Source organism: Pseudomonas sp. NBRC 111133, from assembly GCF_001320605.1.
GTDB lineage: Bacteria > Pseudomonadota > Gammaproteobacteria > Pseudomonadales > Pseudomonadaceae > Aquipseudomonas > Aquipseudomonas monteilii.
The window spans coordinates 1-18,091 of sequence record NZ_BCBJ01000046.1; the positions used below are offsets into that span (position 1 = coordinate 1).

General features: G+C 63.5%; 16 protein-coding genes. 5 read left to right on the top strand and 11 right to left on the bottom strand.

Annotation, left to right across the window (positions count from 1 at the left end; translation table 11 throughout):
• Nucleotides 1-4 precede the first annotated feature (4 nt).
• The 3 genes from gabP to APH36_RS09895 form a co-directional block, all read right to left on the bottom strand.
• Nucleotides 5-1,396 (bottom strand): GABA permease, encoded by a 1,392-nt coding sequence (gene gabP, locus APH36_RS09885; RefSeq protein WP_060498477.1) that lies wholly within the window; start codon nt 1,394-1,396, stop codon nt 5-7.
• Between the two features lie 382 nt (nt 1,397-1,778).
• Nucleotides 1,779-3,122 carry an MFS transporter gene (locus tag APH36_RS09890; RefSeq protein WP_060498478.1) on the bottom strand — a complete coding sequence of 448 codons (1,344 nt, stop codon included), beginning with the start codon at nt 3,120-3,122 and terminating at the stop codon, nt 1,779-1,781.
• A 119-nt stretch (nt 3,123-3,241) separates the two neighbouring features.
• A complete protein-coding gene (locus APH36_RS09895; RefSeq protein WP_060498479.1) occupies nt 3,242-4,186 on the bottom strand; it encodes a 2-hydroxyacid dehydrogenase in 945 nt (314 codons plus the stop codon).
• A gap of 99 nt (nt 4,187-4,285) precedes the next feature.
• On the opposite strand from APH36_RS09895, the gene APH36_RS09900 reads away from it, so the two are divergent.
• The gene (locus APH36_RS09900) at nt 4,286-5,173 is read left to right on the top strand and encodes a LysR substrate-binding domain-containing protein (protein WP_060498480.1); all 888 of its coding nucleotides are present in this window, start codon (nt 4,286-4,288) and stop codon (nt 5,171-5,173) included.
• Between the two features lie 47 nt (nt 5,174-5,220).
• Here the strand turns inward: APH36_RS09900 and gudD are convergent, their stop codons facing one another.
• Nucleotides 5,221-6,576, bottom strand: coding sequence for a glucarate dehydratase (gene gudD / locus APH36_RS09905; protein WP_060498481.1), 1,356 nt, complete (start codon nt 6,574-6,576; stop codon nt 5,221-5,223).
• Between the two features lie 19 nt (nt 6,577-6,595).
• The gene (locus APH36_RS09910) at nt 6,596-7,948 is read right to left on the bottom strand and encodes an MFS transporter (RefSeq protein ID WP_060498482.1); all 1,353 of its coding nucleotides are present in this window, start codon (nt 7,946-7,948) and stop codon (nt 6,596-6,598) included.
• Nucleotides 7,949-8,208: 260 nt separating this feature from the next.
• Between APH36_RS09910 and APH36_RS09915 the strand changes: the two genes are divergently transcribed.
• Entirely contained in the window at nt 8,209-8,910 is a 702-nt protein-coding gene (locus tag APH36_RS09915; protein WP_019097491.1) for a FadR/GntR family transcriptional regulator, read from the top strand.
• 40 nt (nt 8,911-8,950) lie between these two features.
• Here APH36_RS09915 and APH36_RS09920 read toward each other — a convergent pair whose 3' ends face one another.
• The 4 genes from APH36_RS09920 to APH36_RS09935 form a co-directional block, all read right to left on the bottom strand.
• Nucleotides 8,951-9,961 carry an NAD(P)-dependent alcohol dehydrogenase gene (locus APH36_RS09920; protein ID WP_060498483.1) on the bottom strand — a complete coding sequence of 337 codons (1,011 nt, stop codon included), beginning with the start codon at nt 9,959-9,961 and terminating at the stop codon, nt 8,951-8,953.
• A 163-nt stretch (nt 9,962-10,124) separates the two neighbouring features.
• Complete coding sequence (locus tag APH36_RS09925; RefSeq protein ID WP_060498484.1) at nt 10,125-10,715, bottom strand: HAD family hydrolase; 591 nt, start codon at nt 10,713-10,715, stop codon at nt 10,125-10,127.
• Nucleotides 10,712-11,581: an acyl-CoA thioesterase II gene (tesB, locus tag APH36_RS09930; protein WP_060498485.1), complete on the bottom strand. Its 870-nt coding sequence runs from the start codon at nt 11,579-11,581 to the stop codon at nt 10,712-10,714. The genes APH36_RS09925 and tesB overlap by 4 nt, the downstream gene beginning before the upstream one ends.
• 97 nt (nt 11,582-11,678) lie before the next feature.
• A complete protein-coding gene (locus tag APH36_RS09935; RefSeq protein ID WP_019097494.1) occupies nt 11,679-12,248 on the bottom strand; it encodes a GNAT family N-acetyltransferase in 570 nt (189 codons plus the stop codon).
• 180 nt (nt 12,249-12,428) lie between these two features.
• Here APH36_RS09935 and APH36_RS09940 point away from each other — a divergent pair, with 180 nt between their 5' ends.
• The 3 genes from APH36_RS09940 to APH36_RS09950 all read left to right on the top strand — a co-directional run bounded on the left by APH36_RS09940 (nt 12,429) and on the right by APH36_RS09950 (nt 15,615).
• Complete coding sequence (locus APH36_RS09940) at nt 12,429-13,115, top strand: histidine phosphatase family protein (RefSeq protein WP_060498486.1); 687 nt, start codon at nt 12,429-12,431, stop codon at nt 13,113-13,115.
• Between the two features lie 195 nt (nt 13,116-13,310).
• Nucleotides 13,311-14,225, top strand: coding sequence for a histone deacetylase (locus APH36_RS09945; RefSeq protein WP_060498487.1), 915 nt, complete (start codon nt 13,311-13,313; stop codon nt 14,223-14,225).
• Nucleotides 14,226-14,373: 148 nt separating this feature from the next.
• Nucleotides 14,374-15,615, top strand: coding sequence for a TIGR03862 family flavoprotein (locus tag APH36_RS09950; RefSeq protein WP_060498488.1), 1,242 nt, complete (start codon nt 14,374-14,376; stop codon nt 15,613-15,615).
• Between the two features lie 35 nt (nt 15,616-15,650).
• On the opposite strand, the gene APH36_RS09955 is transcribed toward APH36_RS09950, so the two are convergent.
• Both APH36_RS09955 and yedA read right to left on the bottom strand, forming a co-directional pair.
• On the bottom strand, nt 15,651-16,982 hold the full coding sequence (locus APH36_RS09955) for a DEAD/DEAH box helicase (RefSeq protein ID WP_060498489.1): 1,332 nt from the start codon (nt 16,980-16,982) through the stop codon (nt 15,651-15,653).
• Nucleotides 16,983-17,037: 55 nt separating this feature from the next.
• Entirely contained in the window at nt 17,038-17,958 is a 921-nt protein-coding gene (yedA, locus tag APH36_RS09960; RefSeq protein ID WP_060498490.1) for a drug/metabolite exporter YedA, read from the bottom strand.
• Between the last annotated feature and the right edge of the window lie 133 nt (nt 17,959-18,091).

An 18,091-nucleotide genomic window follows, 5' to 3' on the forward strand; every position in this document is an offset into this window, starting at 1 on the left:
TCAATCACCCCATCGAACGCGCCCCCACCGGTTGCGCATGGCCGCGCGAAGTCACGATCCCCAGGAAGGAAATCACGATCGCCAGGCCCAATGTCGAACTCACTTCCGCCCGGTGCTCAGGCGTGTACATCATCACCGCCAGCGCCCCGGCGATGAAGATGATCACCGCCCAGGTCAGGTACGGGAACAGCCACATACGGAACTTCAGCTCGGTGTTCTCCCGCTCCAGGCGGCGGCGCATGCGCAGCTGCGAGATGGCGATGACCATGTACACCAGCAGGGCGATGGCGCCAGAGCTGGCCAGCAGGAACTCGAACACGCCCTTCGGCGCGAAGTAGTTGAGGATGGCGATGGCCGCGCCGATCAGGGTGCTGCCAAACACTGCAGCACGCGGTACGCCAACCGTGGAGGTCTTGTTGAGGAAGGCCGGGGCATCACCGCGCTTGGCCAGCGAGTACATCATCCGCGAAGCAATGTAGATCGACGAGTTCATGCAGCTGGTCACGGCCACCAGGACCACCAGGTCGACCATGAACGCCGCATTGGGGATGTTCATGATTTCCAGCGCACGCTGGTACGAGCCCACCACGGCCAGTTGCGGGTCGTTCCATGGCACCACCGAGATGATCACGAAGATCGACAGGATGTAGAACGTGCTGATACGCCAGATCACCGAGCGGGTGGCCTTGGCGATGTTGCGCGACGGGTCGCTGGACTCGGACGCGGCGATGGTCACAGCCTCGGTGCCGATGAAGCTGAACATCACGGTAATGAACGCGCCCACCACGGCCGACCAGCCCTTCGGCGTAAAGCCGCCGTGCTCGGCCATCAGGCTGCTCAGGCCGCTGACCTCGCGGTTAGGCAACCAGCCCATCAGCGCGGCAAAGCCCAGGCCGATGAAACCCAGAATCGCCGTTACCTTGAGAATGGCGAACCAGAACTCGAACTCACCGTACTTGGCCACGCTGAACAGGTTGGTGCCGGCCAGCAACAGTACCGAGGCCAGGGCGAAGATCCAGCTGTCCACCTGGGGGAACCAGGCGTTCAACACATGCCCGGCGGCCAGCGCTTCGATAGGGATCACCAACACCCAGAACCACCAGTACAACCAGCCGATGGTGTAGCCGGCCCAACGGCCGATGGCCTGGTCGGCATAGGTGGAAAACGACCCGGTGTCAGGGTGCGCTACGGCCATTTCGCCGAGCATGCGCATAACCAGAACCACCAGGGTCCCGGCCACGAAATAGGAAATTATGGTAGCTGGCCCGGCCGCCGCGATGGCATGGCCAGAGCCTACGAAAAGTCCGGCGCCGATGATGCCGGCGATGGACAGCATCGTTACATGACGTGGCTTGAAACCTTGTGCAAGGTTGCCATCAGATCCCACGGTGTTCATTGATGTTGTTCTCTTTTTGCTGACACAAGGATGGACGGGCAGGCGTAGGCGAAAATATCTCCTTTCAAATCAATAAGTCGACAGGATGCTCGCGCGCTGTTGTTGATCTTTGGCACGCATCACAGAGCAAGGTGTCATTGCGGTTCGGGCTTCATTTAAGCCCCGTAAGGCTGTGGGAAATTACACGAGAACGCCCCGGAACTGTTCGATCACGACAGGGCAATTCCATTCACGCCAGATGTCGCGAATGGCATACCCGATCGCGCCATCGGGCCGTCTGAAGCTTTTGTTTTTCATTTGAATGTGCCACTTGGTCTGGCCACGTTCGAGCGCCCACAAAAAAGCCCCAGTCTCCCGGGGCCTCTGTTGCCAAGGCGTCTGCCTACGCCTGCCCGGTGCGCTCGAAGCGCCGGGCCAGCAACAGGTAAGCGAGGATTCCCAGCACGCCATGGGCGGCCACGAACCAGAGTGCGTTATGGAACGAGCCGGTGCTGGCCACCACATAACCGATCACCAGCGGGGTGACGATACCGGCGACGTTGCCAATGCCATTGAACACGCCGCCGCACAGGCCAACCATCTTCTTCGGCGCCACATCCGACAGCACCGCCCAACCTACCGCTGCCAGGCCCTTGCCGAAGAAGGCCAACGTCATCATGGCAATCACCGCCGCGTTGCTGTCCATGTAGTTGGCCAGCACCAGGCTGGTGGACAGCGCCATGCCGATGATGAACGGCGTCTTGCGCGCCCTGGAGGGATGCACGCCACGGCGGATCAGCCAATCGGACACGAACCCGCCAAGGATGCCACCCGTGAAGCCACAGATGGCCGGCAACGCAGCCACCCAGCCTGCCTCCATGATGGTCATGCCACGGCCCTTGATCAGGTAGATCGGGAACCAGGTGATGAAGAAGTAGGTCAGCGCCGTGATGCAGTACTGGCCCAGGTACACCGCCCACAGGTTGCGGCTGGTGAACAGTTGCATCACTTCGGCACGGGTCGGTTTGCTTTTGGTCGCTTTACGTTCCTTTTCCAGGTCGACCAGGGCGCCGCCTTCACGCATGTAATCCAGCTCTTCGCGGCTCAAGCCTGGCGCGCTGTGCGGTTCGTGGTACAGGCGGAACCACACCACGCTCAGTACCAACCCCAACACCCCCATCCAGATGAACACCTGCTCCCAACTCAGCGTATGGGTCATCCACGCCATCAGCGGGGCAAACACCACCACAGCCATGTACTGGGCCGAGTTGAACAGCGCCGAGGCGGTTCCACGCTCACGGGTGGGGAACCAGCAACTGACGATGCGCGAGTTGGCCGGGAACGCCGGCGACTCCACCAGGCCCAGCATGAAGCGCATGGAAAACAGCGCGACCGCAGCGGACACACCGGCCAACCCCATCCAGCCGACAGTCCCTTGCAGCAGCGTGAACAGCGACCAGAGGATCAGGCTGATGCCGTACACACGGCGGGCACCGAAGCGGTCGAGCAACCAGCCCCCGGGCACCTGGCCCAGGGCGTAGGCCCAGGCGAACGCGGAAAAGATCATGCCTAGCATGACCGGGTCCAGGCCGAGGTCCTTGAGCACCTCGGTGCCGGTAATCGACAAGGTGGCGCGGTCGGCGTAGTTGATGACGGTGATGACGAAGATCAGCGCCAGGACCAGGAAGCGATGGCGACCGACCCCGGCCACGGCCTGCGGTGCGGCGACGGCGGATTTGCTGTTCATGTAAACCCTCTTGCTTCTCGATGGAAGCGATTGTTCTTGTGAAGAGAAGGTGTGGCCCTTGGGCCTTTTGTTGTCTGCACTGGCCTCTTCGCGGGCGTGCCCGCGAAGAGGCCCTTGAGCTAAACCACCCGATTCGGTGGTAACTCACCCTGAAAACAGGCTTCGAGGTTGTGCAAAACCATGCGCCCCATCTCCAACCGGGTCTGCAACGTGGCACTGCCCCGATGCGGCTGAAGGCTGACCTGGTTGAGGTCCCGCAAGGCCGGCGGCACTTGCGGCTCATCGACGAACACGTCCAGCCCGGCACCGGCGATACGCTGCTCGCGCAATGCCTCGACCAGCGCGTCTTCATCCACCAACTTGCCGCGCGCCACGTTGATCAGGTAACCATTCGGCCCCAGTGCCTCCAGCACCTCGGCCGTTACCAACACCTGCCCACCATCGGCAGCAGCGGCGACCACCAGTACGTCCACCGAACGCGCCAGCTCGATCAGGTCAGCCTCATAGCGGTAACCCGCATCCTGCTGTTCACGCCGCCCGTTGTAGGCAATGCGCATGTCGAATGCCGCCGCACGCCGGGCAATCGCCTTGCCCACCTGGCCAAGCCCGACAATGCCCAGGTCGATACCGCTGGCCCGCCGCGCCAGCGGCAGCTCGACCGTGCCCCACAAGCCATCGCGCACCAGCCGTTCGCCCTCGCCCATACGGCGCAAGGTGTTGATGATCAGGCCCATCGCCAGGTCAGCCACATCGGCGGTGAGTACACCCGGTGTTGTGGTGACATGGATGCCGCGGCTGGCAGCATGGCGAAGGTCCACGGCGTCGGTACCGATGCCGCTGATGGCGATGATCTCCAGCGCAGGCAGCTGATCCATCAGCGCATTGGGCAGCCCTTTGGCACCGCCAGTTACAACACCGCGAACGCGTGGGCCAACGTCGTTGATCAGCTGTTGCGGGTCACGGTGTTGATACAGGCGATGCACCTGATAAGCGCGGACCAATTGGGCATCGATGGCCTCGGGGACGGGCTGGGTCAGCAGCACTTCGATGGCGTTTTCGTTCATGTTGAGCATCCGGCAGTTCGAAGACATGACTCGATGCTAGGCCTGCAATTGATACAGGTCTAATATAGATACTGGATCGAATAATTCAGGAATTGAATCATGGAGCTGCACCAGTTGCGCTGCTTCGTGGCCGTTGCCGAAGAGCTGCATTTCGGCCGTGCCGCCACGCGCCTGCACATGACCCAGCCACCCTTGAGCCGGCAGATACAACTGCTGGAACATTCCCTGGGGGTACTGCTGCTTGAGCGTAACAACCGCCAGGCGCGGCTGACCCTGGCGGGCCAGAGCTTTCTTGAAGACGCCCGGCGCATCCTGCAAATCGCCGACTCGGCCAGCCACTCGGCACGGCGCATCGCCCATGGCGAGGCAGGCCGGCTGACCCTGGGATTCACGGCGGTGGGGGCCTACAGCATGATCCCGCGCTTGCTCGTGCATGCCGGGCAGACGTTGCCGGACATCGAACTGGTGCTCAGCGAACGGGTTTCCAGTACCCAGGTGCACGACCTGGAAGCCGGCCTGATCGATGTCGGCCTAGTGCGCCAGGTGCTGCCCAGTGCGCGCGTGGAGTACCTGCCGATTCACCGCGAACCCTTCGTCGCCGCCCTGCCCGCCGGGCATGCGCTGGCACCGCGTGAGCGGATCAGGCCGAGCGATTTCGATGAGCAGCCGTTCGTGATGTACAGCGCCAACGAAGGGCGCTACTTCCATGACCGCATCGCCAACCTGTTTGCGCGGCATGAAGTGCAGCCGAAGTACCTGCACCAGCTGGGGCAGACGCATTCTATTCTGGGCCTGGTCAATGTGGGGTTGGGGTGTGCGGTGGTGCCTGCCTCGGCGCAGGCGCTGCGCCTGGAGCAGGTGGTCTTCAAGCCCCTGGTGGGGATGGAGCAGCAGGCGGAAATATTTTTGGCGTACTGCCGGGATAACCCTAATCCGGTGCTGGAGGCATTTGTAGAGATGGCGCGGGCCTTCTTTGAAGCAGGATAAAAGGTGATGGCCTCTTCGCAGGCAAGCCCGCGAAGAGGCCGGCAGCCTTAACGCACCAGGCAAGGCCGCTTGTTATCGAAGCTCCACCCCGGAATCAGGAACTGCATCGCCACGCTGTCATCCCGCGCGCCCAGGCCCATGTTGCGGTAGCACTCATGCGCCTTGGCCAGCTGATCCTCATCCAGCTCCACCCCCAGCCCCGGCCGTGCCGGTACCCGCACATGCCCGTCCACAATGCGCAGCGGCTCACGGGTCAGGCGCTGGCCATCCTGCCAGATCCAGTGGGTGTCGATCGCGGTGATCTCACCCGGCGCCGCAGCCGCCACCTGGGTGAACATCGCCAACGAAATGTCGAAGTGGTTGTTCGAATGCGAACCCCAGGTCAGCCCCCAGTCATTGCACATCTGCGCCACCCGTACCGAACCCTGCAAGGTCCAGAAGTGCGGGTCGGCCAGCGGGATGTCCACCGACTGCAACTGGATTGCATGGCCCATCTGCCGCCAGTCGGTGGCGATCATGTTGGTGGCGGTCGGCAAGCCGGTGGCGCGGCGGAACTCGGCCATCACCTCGCGGCCCGAGTAACCGTTCTCGGCACCGCACGGGTCTTCGGCGTAAGCCAGCACGTCGTGCTTGTCGCGGCACAGGGCAATGGCTTCCTTCAACGACCAGGCACCGTTCGGGTCAAGGGTGATACGGGCTTCGGGGAAGCGCTCGGCCAGGGCCGTTACCGCCTCCATCTCTTCTTCTCCCCGCAGTACACCGCCCTTGAGCTTGAAGTCGCTGAAGCCATAACGCGCCTTGGCGGCCTCGGCCAGGCGCACCACTGCTTCCGGGGTCAGGGCCTTTTCGTGGCGCACGCGGAACCAGTCATTCTCGGCATCGGCTTCGTTGCGGTAGGCCAGGTCGGTCTGCTGGCGGTCGCCGATGTAGAACAGGTAACCCAGCATCTTCACGGCATCACGTTGCTGCCCTTCACCCAGCAATGCCGCCATCGACACGTTGAGGTGCTGACCGAGCAGGTCGAGCAGCGCCGATTCGATGGCCGTTACCGCATGCACGGTAATGCGCAGGTCGAAGGTTTGCAGGCCGCGCCCCGCCGAGTCGCGGTTGGCGAAGGTCTGGCGCATGGCATTGAGCACGCGTTGGTAATGGCCGATCGGCTGGCCGACCACCAGGCTGCGGGCGTCTTCCAGGGTTTGCCGAATTTTTTCCCCACCCGGCACTTCACCCAGCCCGGTGTTGCCCGCGCTGTCGCGCAGCACCACTACGTTGCGGGTAAAGAACGGGCCATGGGCGCCACTGAGGTTGAGCAGCATACTGTCGTGGCCAGCCACGGGGATCACGCGCAGGTCGGTGACCACCGGGGTGCTGGTGTGGACGGCGGGATTGGTCTGCATATTCATGGTTGTTGTCTCGCAGTCATCAGTGGGTCTGGCCCAGGGCCGAACGGGCCTTGAGGTCATCGGAAGGGGCGCCCTTGGGGCGAGTGCGTACAAAGAAGATGGCGATGGCCGCCAGCACCGAGGTCATCGCCAGGCCATACAGCCCGCCCTGGATCGAGCCGGTCTGCTGCTCCAGAAAACCGAAGGTGGTAGGGGCTACGAAGCCGCCGAGGTTGCCGACCGAGTTGATCAGGGCGATCACGGCCGCGGCGATGCGGGCATCCAGATATCCCTGTGGAATCGGCCAGAACAGTGACGACGCCGACTTGAAACCGATGGCGGCGAAGCACACGGCCACGAAGGCAAACACCGGCCCGCCGGTGGTGGACATGAACATGCCGATGGCGGCGACCACCAGCGCCCCGGCCACCCACGCCTGCTGGAACTTCCAGCGCGCAGAGCCGGCCGCGAAGGCGTACATGGCCAGGATCGAGATCAGCCACGGGATCGAGTTGAAGAAGCCGACCTGCAAGTCGCTGAGGTCGCCCATGCGCTTGATGATGCTCGGCAGCCAGAAGGTGGCAGCGTAGATGGTCAGCTGGATGCAGAAGTAGATGAGGCAGAACAGCACAATCTGGCGGTCTTTCAGCAGGCTCCAGGCCGAGGGTTTGACCGCCCCCAACGCTTCGCGCTCTCGCTGCTCGCGGTCGATGGTAGCTACGAGCGCGTCTTGCTCGGCCGGGCTCAACCACTTGGCATCCTGTGGTTTGGAATCCAGCCAGAAGAACACGAAGAAGCACAGCACCACCGAGGCCATGCCTTCGATGAACAGCATCCACTGCCAACCGTGCATGCCCAGGCCCTGAATCTGCATCAGCGCACCGGCCAACGGCCCGGAAATCAGCGAGGCCAGCGCCGAGCCGCTGAGGAAGATGGCAATCGCCTTGCCGCGCTCTGCACCTGGCAGCCAGCGGGTGAAGTAGTAGATCACACCGGGGAAGAAGCCCGCTTCGGCAACACCCAGCAAAAAGCGCAGTACGTAGAACTGGGTTTCGTTCTGCACAAAGGCCATGGCCGTGGCCACCAGCCCCCAGGTGAACATGATGCGCGTCAGCCAAAGCCGCGCCCCCACCTTCTGCAGCAACATGTTCGAAGGCACTTCGAACAAGGCATAGCCAATGAAGAACAGGCCGGCACCAAAACCATAAGCTGCGGCACTGATGCCCAGGTCGCTTTCCAGGTGCGGTCGGATGAAACCGATATTGACGCGGTCGAGGTAGTTGACGATGAACATGATGACGAACAGCGGCAGGACGTGGCGCTTGACCTTGGCCACGGCACTGGCCAACGCGTCGCCTTCAGTCCGCGCAGACGGAGCGAGGGTGTCGTTCACTTGTGAATCTCCCACTAATTGTTTTTGTGCGGGTCTGGGTTGTCTGACATGGCAGTGGGACGAGCATATGCCCGACGAAGTTGTACGACAAGATCAACAAAATCGACAAATACGCAAAATACAAGCTATCAAAATGACCATTTGCTTCGATCTTGCAAAAACTGATTGGCTACGCGTGGGATTGGCAACAGGAAAAAACGGCAAAAAATATTTTTATGGTTTAACTTGTCGTACAAGTACAGCTAGAAGTGGCTCACACCATGGAACCCGAACACACGCACAAACGCGGCCATAGCCGCGCCCATGACTTGGTCTCCAGCCTGACCCAACAAATTTTGTTGGGCACCTTCAGGCCTGGGGACAAATTGCCCTCGGAGAACACCCTGGTGCGCGAGCATGGCGTCAGCCGCACGGTGGTGCGTGAAGCCTTGTCGAAATTGCAGGCCTCGGGGCTGGTGGAGCCGCGCCACGGTATCGGTACCTTCGTGATGGAGCGCCAGCCACAGGCGGGGCTGCGCATCGGCGCGGAGAGCGCAGCCAATGTGCGCGACCTGTTGGAACTGCGCATTGGCCTGGAAGGCCAGGCCGCTGCTCTGGCCGCACTGCGTCGTGACGAGGGGCACCTGGCTCGCATGCGCCAGGCACTGGATGACTACCAGGACCTGGCGGCGGCCGGTGACAGCTGCATCGAGGCGGATCGGCGCTTCCACCTGCTGATTGCCGAGGCCACCGGTAACCTGTACTTCACCGAGATGCTGCTGCAACTGGGCAACAGCCTGATCCCACGCAACCGCATGGCGCTGGCCGAACGCGGCGGGGCGAAGCTGGCGCGGCAGGCCTACCTGGCGAACCTGGAGCATGAGGCCGTGCTCAATGCCATCCGCCGGCAAGACCCGGATGCAGCGCGGGCGGCGATCTGCCTGCACCTGTCCAACAGCCGTGACCGGTTGCTGCCGGATTAGAGGTTGTGCCCACCCGGCCGTTACATCCGGCCGGATCACCTCACCAGGTCAGGCAAATCTTGCCGAAATGCCGGTTGCTTTCCTGGTAACGGAACGCCTCGACGATCTGCTCCAACTCGAAGTGCTTGTCCACCACTGGCCGCAGCCCGTTGGCATCGATTGCCCGCACCATCGCCTGTTGCTGCGCACGGCTGCCCACCAGCACACCTTGCAGGCGGATTTGCCGCACCAGGGCCTGTACCAGCGGCAACTGCCCCGCCACGCCGGTAAGGATGCCGATCAGCGACACATGCCCGCCAATGCGAGCAGCAATCATCGACTGCTCCAACGTCGCCGGGCCGCCCACTTCAATCACATGATCGACGCCGCGATTACCGGTCAGCTCGCGCACTTTTTCACCCCAGGCCGGGGTGCTCTTGTAATTGATAAGGTGATCGGCCCCCAGGGCCTTGAGGCGCTCCAGCTTGGCATCGCTGGAAGAGGTGGCGATTACCGTGGCGCCGGCCAGCTTGGCGAACTGCAGCGCGAAGATCGACACGCCACCCGTGCCCTGTACCAGCACCGTGTCGCCCGGCTTGAGGTGGTCATCGCTCATCAACGCACGCCAGGCGGTAAGGCCGGCTGTAGTCAGCGTAGCCGCCTCGGCGTGGCTGAAGCCCTTCGGTGCCAGGGTGAACGCGGTAGCGCGGGCAGTGACCTGCTCTCGGGCATAACCATCGATGCCATCGCCGGGCACTCTGGCAAAGCCTTCGACATTGGCCTGGCCGTCGAGCCAGTCGGGGAAAAAGGTACTGACCACGTGGTCGCCAACCTGGAACTCGGTGACACCAGCCCCCACCGCGACCACTTCGCCGGCGCCATCGGCCATGGGGATGCGCCGCTCGCTCGGGCCCCACATGCCGCTGACCACAGCGAAGTCGTGATAGTTGAGGGAGCTGGCGTGCAAGCGCACGGTGATCTCGCCGGCCTGGGGTGCGGCAGCCTCGCGGGTGCCGACCTCGACCTTGTCGTAGCCGCCGCCGGGTTGTACGTAGATGGCTTTGCTGGTCATGGGTGGGTCTCCGTATCAGGGGAAAGAGTGGGGTTCAGCATAGACAGGTCCGGCCCTTTCGCGGGCAAGCCCGCACCACAGTGACGCCGCAGGACCTGAAACTTGCACACTACCTGTGGGAGCGGGCATGCCCGCGAAAGGGCCCGTACAGACGACACAACGGTCAGCCCAGCATCACCTTCAGCGCCCGGCAATCGGCAGCATGCCAATCCACCAGTTCCGGCCATGGGTTATCCGGCAAATTCACCAGCACTGTCCGCGCCCCAGCCGCGCGCCCGCAGTCCAGGTCGAACCGGTAATCCCCCACCATCACCAGTTCACTCGGCGCCACGCCCCAGGCACTGGCAATCTTCAGCAACCCATCCGGGCTCGGCTTGGGTGAGGCCTCGTCACGTCCCAGAATGTGCTCCACCGGGAAGCAGTCCGCCAGGCCGATGGCCTCCAGCGTCACATGCGCCAGCTCACGTGCATTACGGGTGAGAATACCCAGCCGGCACCCACGCTCGGCCAGCTCACGCACCAGCTCCACCGCGCCGGTAGCCGCTGTGGACGCAAGCGCCAGGTCGCGCTCATGCTCCAGCAGCCAGGCATGCTTGGCTGCCGCTTCGTCTACCGGCAAGGCCGCCAGGTGGGTGAGGATGTCGTGCTCGGCTGGGATGTCCAACGCCACGCGAATGGCGGCAAAGTCATGCACGGCCACGGTCAGGGTGCCGTCCATGTCGAACACCCAGTTGCGGACCTCGCCCAGGCTCATGCCCAGTCCTTACGGTGGCGAATCAGGCCTTCCTGGCTCGACGATGCCACCAGTTGCCCGGCCTGGTTGAAGATGCTGCCACGGCAGAAACCACGGGAATTACCGGCCCACGGGCTGTCGGTGGCGTACAGCAGCCACTCGTCGGCACGCAGGTTGCCATGGAACCACAGCGAATGGTCGAGGCTGGCGATCTGCATGTCGCGCTGCCACACCGATTTGCCATGCGGTACCAGCGAAGTGGTCAGTAGACCAAAATCCGAGGCGTAAGCCAGCATGTATTTGTGCAGGGCAGGTACGTCGGGCAGGTTGCCGTCGGCGCGGAACCACGCGTACTTCACCGGGTCGCCAGGCTTGGGGTTGAACGGGTCGCGCTCGGTGACCGGGCGAATTTCGATCGGCTTGGCGCACAGCACCTTGTCGCGAATGCGCTCTGGCAACTGGTCGGCCATGGCGCGCGCCAGCTCCACTTCGGTGGGCAGGTTTTCCGGGCCGACTACGTCAGGCATCTGTGCCTGGTGCTCGAAGCCTTCCTCGTCGTACTGGAACGACGCGCTGCAAGTGAAGATGGTCTGGCCCTTCTGAATCGCCGTCACCCGACGGGTGCTGAAGCTGCCGCCATCTCGCACGCGGTCCACCGAGTACACCACCGGCAGGCTGGCATCGCCCGGGCGCAGGAAGTAGCCGTGCAACGAATGCACATGGCGAGCGTCCTCGACCGTCTGGCTGGCCGCCGACAAGGACTGGCCCAGCACTTGCCCACCGTACAGCTGGCGGAAGCCCAGGTCCTGGCTACGTCCACGGAACAGGTTCTCCTCGATGGCTTCGAGGCTCAACAGGTCGACCAGGTCGTCCAACACATGACTCATTGGGGGTTCTCCTCGCAAGGCAACACGTCTCTACAGCGCTCTTTGATAAGGGCAAATGATACAGGGTTTGTCATTCGCGCCGGGCATGGCCGTGCATTCAGGCACGCAGGGTCTTTTCCCAGTGTGCGCGGTCGATGCGGTACAGCACATGCGGGCGCAGCGGGTGGCCCTCGGGCAGGCGGGGGTGTTCGAAGCTGCCGTTCAGGTCCTGCTGCATGCCAATGGCCTGCATCACCTTCTGCGACGGCAGGTTGCTCTCGCTAGTGAACGACACCACCTCTTCCAGGCGCAATTGGGCGAAAGCACAACGCAGGCAGGTCCACGCCGCCTCGCTGGCGAAACCCAGGCCCCAGTGCCGCCGTGCCAGGCGCCAGCCAATTTCCACAGCCGGCGCAAAATCGGCATCGAAGCCGACATGCAGCAACCCGGTCATGCCGATGAACGCACCGCTGTCCTTGCGCTCCAGCGCCCATAAACCAAAACCGTACTCGTTGAAGTGCCCACGCACGCGGCCAATCAGTGCAGCCGCTTCAAGGCGTGTCAGCGGCGCCGGGAAGTAGCGCATTACCTGGGGGTCGGCACACAGCGCGGCGAACTCGCGCAGGTCGTCGTCATGCCATTGGCGCAGCACCAGCCGTGCGCTTTCCAGTTCAAGAATGGGGGTCATCAGGCCTGCTCCGGTTTTGCCGTGTTGCAGTTTACAGCGTAGGCGCGGGCGCAGGTTTCACCCAGCCACCATCAACCGAATGCAATTTTCACATGCTCTTCACTGCCTCCCAACAGGGCGCTTGGCAGGATGCCGCCATCACTGCCGTGCCTGTCGCGGCCATGCCAAATGGAGCAACGCATGCTATCGAGCAATACCCTGGGGCACCCTGCCATCCACGCCCGGCGCAAGCGACGCCTCTCCCGCAAAGCCCTCGGTGCCGCCCTTGGCCTGTGCATGGTCGTGGCGGCGTTGACCACCTGGCTGGCGACGAGGACGCACATCGTGGACCTTGGCAACGAGCAACAACTGAGTGACAGCGGCCTGCTGCAGGATTGGGCCGATGGCGCAGTGATCGTGATGATCCGCCACGCCGAGCGCTGCGACAGCGCGCCCGGCCCCTGCCTGGACGACCCCACCGGCATCACCGTGGCCGGCAGCCAGGCCGCTGGCCGCGTTGGCCAGGGGCTGCACCAACTAGGCCTGAACAACACCGATATGCTCAGCAGCCCGAAACTGCGCACCCGGCAAACCGCACACTTCATCCTCGGCCAGGCGGTGGCCAGCGAGGACTGGCTGGAAAGTTGCGATAAACAGTTCGCCAGTGAAGCACTGTCACGCAAGCGCCCCGGCCACAACCTCGTGCTGGTGACCCACAACGGCTGCATCGACCACTTCGCCCGCCAGCAGAACGTTACCGGTGGCGAGCGTCAGAGTGGCTACGTCAGTGCCCTGTTCGTGTCGGTCGATGGCAACGGAAAGGCACGCATCCTGGGCCGCCTGAACGAACCCGACTGGCAGCGGGTGCTGGCCAGCGCCGCCAAATAGCTCAAGCCCCTGACGCGGTCCCTGTGGGAGCGGGCATGCCCGCGAACACGGGCGCAGCCCGTGCCAAGCACCGCGGTGCCTGCTTCGCGGGCGCGCCCGCTCCCACAAGCGCCTGCGACACCCCACAACCAAGGGCTCCCACAGCACTCACCCGTCATGGCAAGATCAGCACTGGCCCTGATTGCGACCCCACCCATGCCGCTGCCGCTGATCTACCACGAAGACTACAGCCCGGAGTTCCCCGCCGAACACCGCTTCCCGATGGACAAGTTCCGCCTGCTGCACGACCACCTGGTCGACAGCGGGCTGACCACTGATCAGGCCCTGCTGCGCCCGGACATCTGCCCCAACGAGATCCTCGCCCTGGCCCACGACCGCAGCTACATCGAACGCTACATGAACGGAGAACTGTCCCCCGAGGACCAACGCCGCCTCGGCCTGCCCTGGAGCGAAGCCCTGGCCCGGCGCACCGTACGCGCGGTAGGTGGCTCGCTGCTGACCGCCGAGATGGCGCTGCAGCACGGCATTGCCTGCCACCTCGCTGGCGGCACCCACCACGCCCATTACGACCACCCCGCCGGCTTCTGCATTTTCAACGACCTGGCCGTGATCAGCCGCTACCTGCTGGAGGCTGGCCGGGTACACCGGGTGCTGATCTTCGACTGCGATGTGCACCAAGGCGACGGCACGGCACGCATTCTGCACGACACACCCGAGGCCATCACCGTGTCGCTGCATTGCGAACAAAACTTCCCGGCACGCAAGGCACAAAGCGATTGGGACATCCCCCTGCCACGCGGCATGGGCGACGCGGCCTACCTGGAGGTGGTGGACGACGCCCTCAACTACCTGCTGCCCCTCTACCAACCCGACCTGGTGCTGTATGACGCTGGCGTCGATGTGCACAAGGACGACGCGCTGGGTTACCTGCAACTGACCGACGCTGGCGTTGCTGCCCGTGACGAAGCAGTGCTGCGCCATTGCCTGGGCCGCGATATCCCGGTGGTGGGTGTGATCGGCGGCGGCTACAGCAAAGACCGCGAGGCCTTGGCCAGGCGCCACGGCATTCTTCACCACAGCGCTGCACGGGTCATCGGTTGTTCACAATGACTGTGGAACCGCTTGTGGATAACCTGCGGGAAAGGCGCTGTAGCCCTTTGCCGGCAAGGCCTGCAGAACACTGATTAATTTTTGACCAGTGCTTCCATGGGCAGCGCTGCGCTAGAATGCGCCTCTTTTCCACAGCCTGCTGCCCACCATGCCCGAACTCAACCCCGCCCCCTCTCCCCTCGCTGTCGTCATCGGTGGCGGCCCTGCCGGCCTGATGGCCGCAGAAGCACTGGCCCACGCGGGCCTGGCGGTCGAGGTGTTCGATGCCATGCCGTCCGTGGGCCGCAAGTTCCTGCTGGCGGGTGTTGGCGGCATGAACATCACCCACTCCGAGCCCTACCCGGCCTTCGTTTCACGCTATGCCGGACGTCAGGGCGAAATCGATGCGCTGCTGCGCGACTTCGATGCCGACGCCTTGCGCCAGTGGATTCACGGTTTGGGCATCGAGACCTTCGTCGGCACCTCGGGCCGGGTATTCCCCACCGACATGAAAGCCGCGCCATTGCTGCGCGCCTGGCTCAAGCGCCTGCGCGACGCCGGGGTAGTTATCCACACCCGCCACCGCTGGCTGGGCTGGAACGCCGATGGCGCCTTGCGGATTGCTTATCCACAGGGCGAGCGTGCGGTGAAAGCTGCGGTCGTGGTGCTGGCGCTGGGCGGTGGTAGCTGGGCGCGATTGGGCTCCGACGGCAGCTGGCAACCGCTGCTGGCCGAACGAGCTGTGGATATCTCACCTTTGCAGCCAAGCAACTGCGGTTTTGAAGTTGAGGGCTGGAGCGCACTGCTCAAGGACAAGTTCGCGGGCACACCGCTGAAGAACATCGCCCTCAGCGTTCCGGGCAGCGCACCGCGCAAGGGCGAGTTCGTCCTCACCGCACAAGGGGTGGAAGGCAGCCTGGTGTATGCCTGGTCGGCGCCGGTGCGCGAAGCCATCAACCGCAGTGGCCGAGGGGTGCTGTTGCTCGACCTGCTACCGGACAAGCCTGTGGACAAGATTGCCCAGGCACTGGCCAAACCACGCGGCTCGCGCTCCATGGCCAAACACTTGCACAGCCAGTTGGGCATTGATGGAGTGAAGGCTGCGCTGCTGCGCGAGCTGACCGATCAGGCGACCTTTGCCGACCCGCAGGCGCTGGCCCGGGCGATCAAGGCATTGCCGATCACGCTGGTGCGTACACGGCCGCTGGATGAAGCGATCAGCAGTGCGGGCGGGGTGCGCTTCGAGGGGCTGGATAAGGGGTTGATGGTCAAGGGCATGCCGGGGGTGTTCTGTGCCGGCGAGATGCTGGACTGGGAGGCGCCGACCGGGGGGTATTTGCTGACGGCGTGCTTTGCCAGCGGGCTGCGTGCAGGGCGGGCAGCGGCGGATTGGGTTACGCGGATTTCCTGAAAGATTGTCGGGGCCGCATAGCGGCCCCAAAAATCTCAAGGCTTACGCTTACGCGGCCCACCATTGAAGCTCGGCACCTTGCGCACTGCCTTCACCGCCGGCTCCGCATTACCCGCTTCAGTGCTGTCCATCCAGCGCCCCAGCCCACGCTTGGCGCTGTTCTCTTTCGGCTTCTTGGGCTTCTTCGGCTTCTTGATCACCTGGCCCGTGGCATCGGTCATCGGCACCCGGTGATCGGGGATGAAGTCCGGTTCTTCATGGCGCGGCAGCGTCTGGCGAGTCAGCACTTCGATGGCCGCCAGCAGTTGCACTTCATCCGCACACACCAGCGAAATCGCCTCGCCCTTGTTGCCGGCTCGCCCGGTACGGCCGATGCGGTGCACGTAGTCCTCGGCCACGATCGGCAGGTCCAGGTTGACCACCAGCGGCAGGTCATCGATATCCAGACCACGGGCCGCCACGTCGGTTGCCACCAGCACCTGAATCTCGCGGGCCTTGAAGCTGTCCAGCGCGCGCTGGCGGGTGGCTTGCGGCCGGTCACCGTGGATACCATCGGCATTCACACCCTCGGCCAGCAAGCGCTCTACCAGCTGGTCAACGCCGTTGCGGGTTTTGGCGAACACCAGCACCTGCTTCCAGCGCTGTTTGCGCAGCAGGTGGCAGAACAGGTCGACCTTGCGTTTTTTATCCACAGGCACCAGCCACTGCTTGACGCTGGCGGCCGTGGCATTGCGCGGGCTCACTTCGATGCTGAGCGGGTCATTCAGCGCCAGCCCCGCCAGCATGCGGATCTGGTCGGAAAAGGTGGCGGAAAACAGCAACGTCTGGCGCTTGCGTGGCAGCGCGGCGTACACCGATTGCAGTTCTTCGGCAAAACCCAGGTCGAGCATGCGGTCGGCCTCGTCCAGTACCAGCGTTTGTACTTGGTTGAACTTCACCGCGTTCTGCCGGAACAGGTCGAGCAAGCGGCCCGGGGTGGCCACCAGCAGGTCCACGCCACGGCGCAGGCGCATCATCTGCGGGTTGATGCTGACCCCGCCGTACACGGCGTAAGTGCTCAGCGGCAGGTTCTCGGCGTATTCGCGCACGTTGTTATGCACCTGCTCGGCCAACTCGCGGGTGGGCACCAGCACGAGCGCACGGATCGAGTTGCTGGCCACTTTCTCACCCTCCAGGGCCAGGCGCTGCAGCACAGGCAAGGCAAAGCCCGCAGTCTTGCCGGTGCCGGTCTGGGCGGCGGCCATCAGGTCGCGGCCAGCCAGCACGGCAGGGATGGCCTTGGCCTGCACCGGGGTCGGGGTGGTGTAGTCCAGTTGCTGCAGCGTGCGCAGCAGCGGTTCGATCAGGCCGAGTTTGGCGAAATTCATGGCAATACCGTCAGGGGGTTCAGCGAAGGCGGCAAGTTTACCGCATCGCCCCTGCCTACTTGCAGATTTCGCCTTTCAACGGCTGAGGGGGCTGGGGCGCCTTGCGCCACTGTGGCAGGCCGATCAGCACCACCGCACCGATGATCACTGCCATGGCCACGCACTCTTCGGCACCAATCTGTTCACCGGCAAAGACAATGCCCAGCAGCACCGCCACTGCCGGGTTGACGTAGGCATAGCTGGTGGCGGCAGCCGGGCGCACATGCTTGAGCAGGTACATGTAGGCACTGAACGCCAGGATCGAGCCGAAGAACACCAGGTAGGCCAACGCCCCCCAACCGGCTGCGGTCGGCATCTGCGTCATGCGCTCACCCGACACCACGCTGCCCAGCAACAGCACCGCACCGCCCACCAGCATTTCCGCAGCACTGGCCATCGGCCCTTGGGGCAACGGCAAGGTCTTGCTCCACACCGAGCCGAATGCCCACGACGCCGCGGCAAAAATGATCAGTGCCGCACCAATCGGGCTTGCCTGCAAGTTGGAGCCCAGGTTCAGCAGGCCGATACCCACCAGCCCCAGGGCAATGCCTGCCCACTCCAGCTTCGAGTTGCGGTGCCCGAACAGCAGGCCAAACAGCAAGGTGAACAAAGGTACTGTCGCCACCGCCAGTGCCGCCACGCCCGATGCCACGCCGGCATGCTCGGCCACCGTCACGCCGCCGTTGCCACAACTGAGCAGCAGAAAACCGATCGCCCCTGCCGCTCGCCACTGCGGCCAGGTAGGCGCCGGCACACCGCGCCAGCGCAAGAACCCGTACAGCAGGCCACCGGCAATCAGAAAGCGCACCCCGGCCATGAGCATCGGTGGCCAGCTCTCCACACCAATTCGAATGAACAGGTAGGTAGACCCCCAGACCAGGTACAAGGCCAGGAAAGCACCAATGAGCAACAACGGGAAACGACGGGCGGCAGGCATGGGAAAACTCGAAATCCGTTTACGGGTGAGTCAGTTTAACGGCCAGCCTGCATGGAGTTACGTTACAGAATGTGTGCAAATGAGCGGCACACTTCTGGTGCGTTCGGCTTGGGGTATGGGGCGCCTCGCCAAT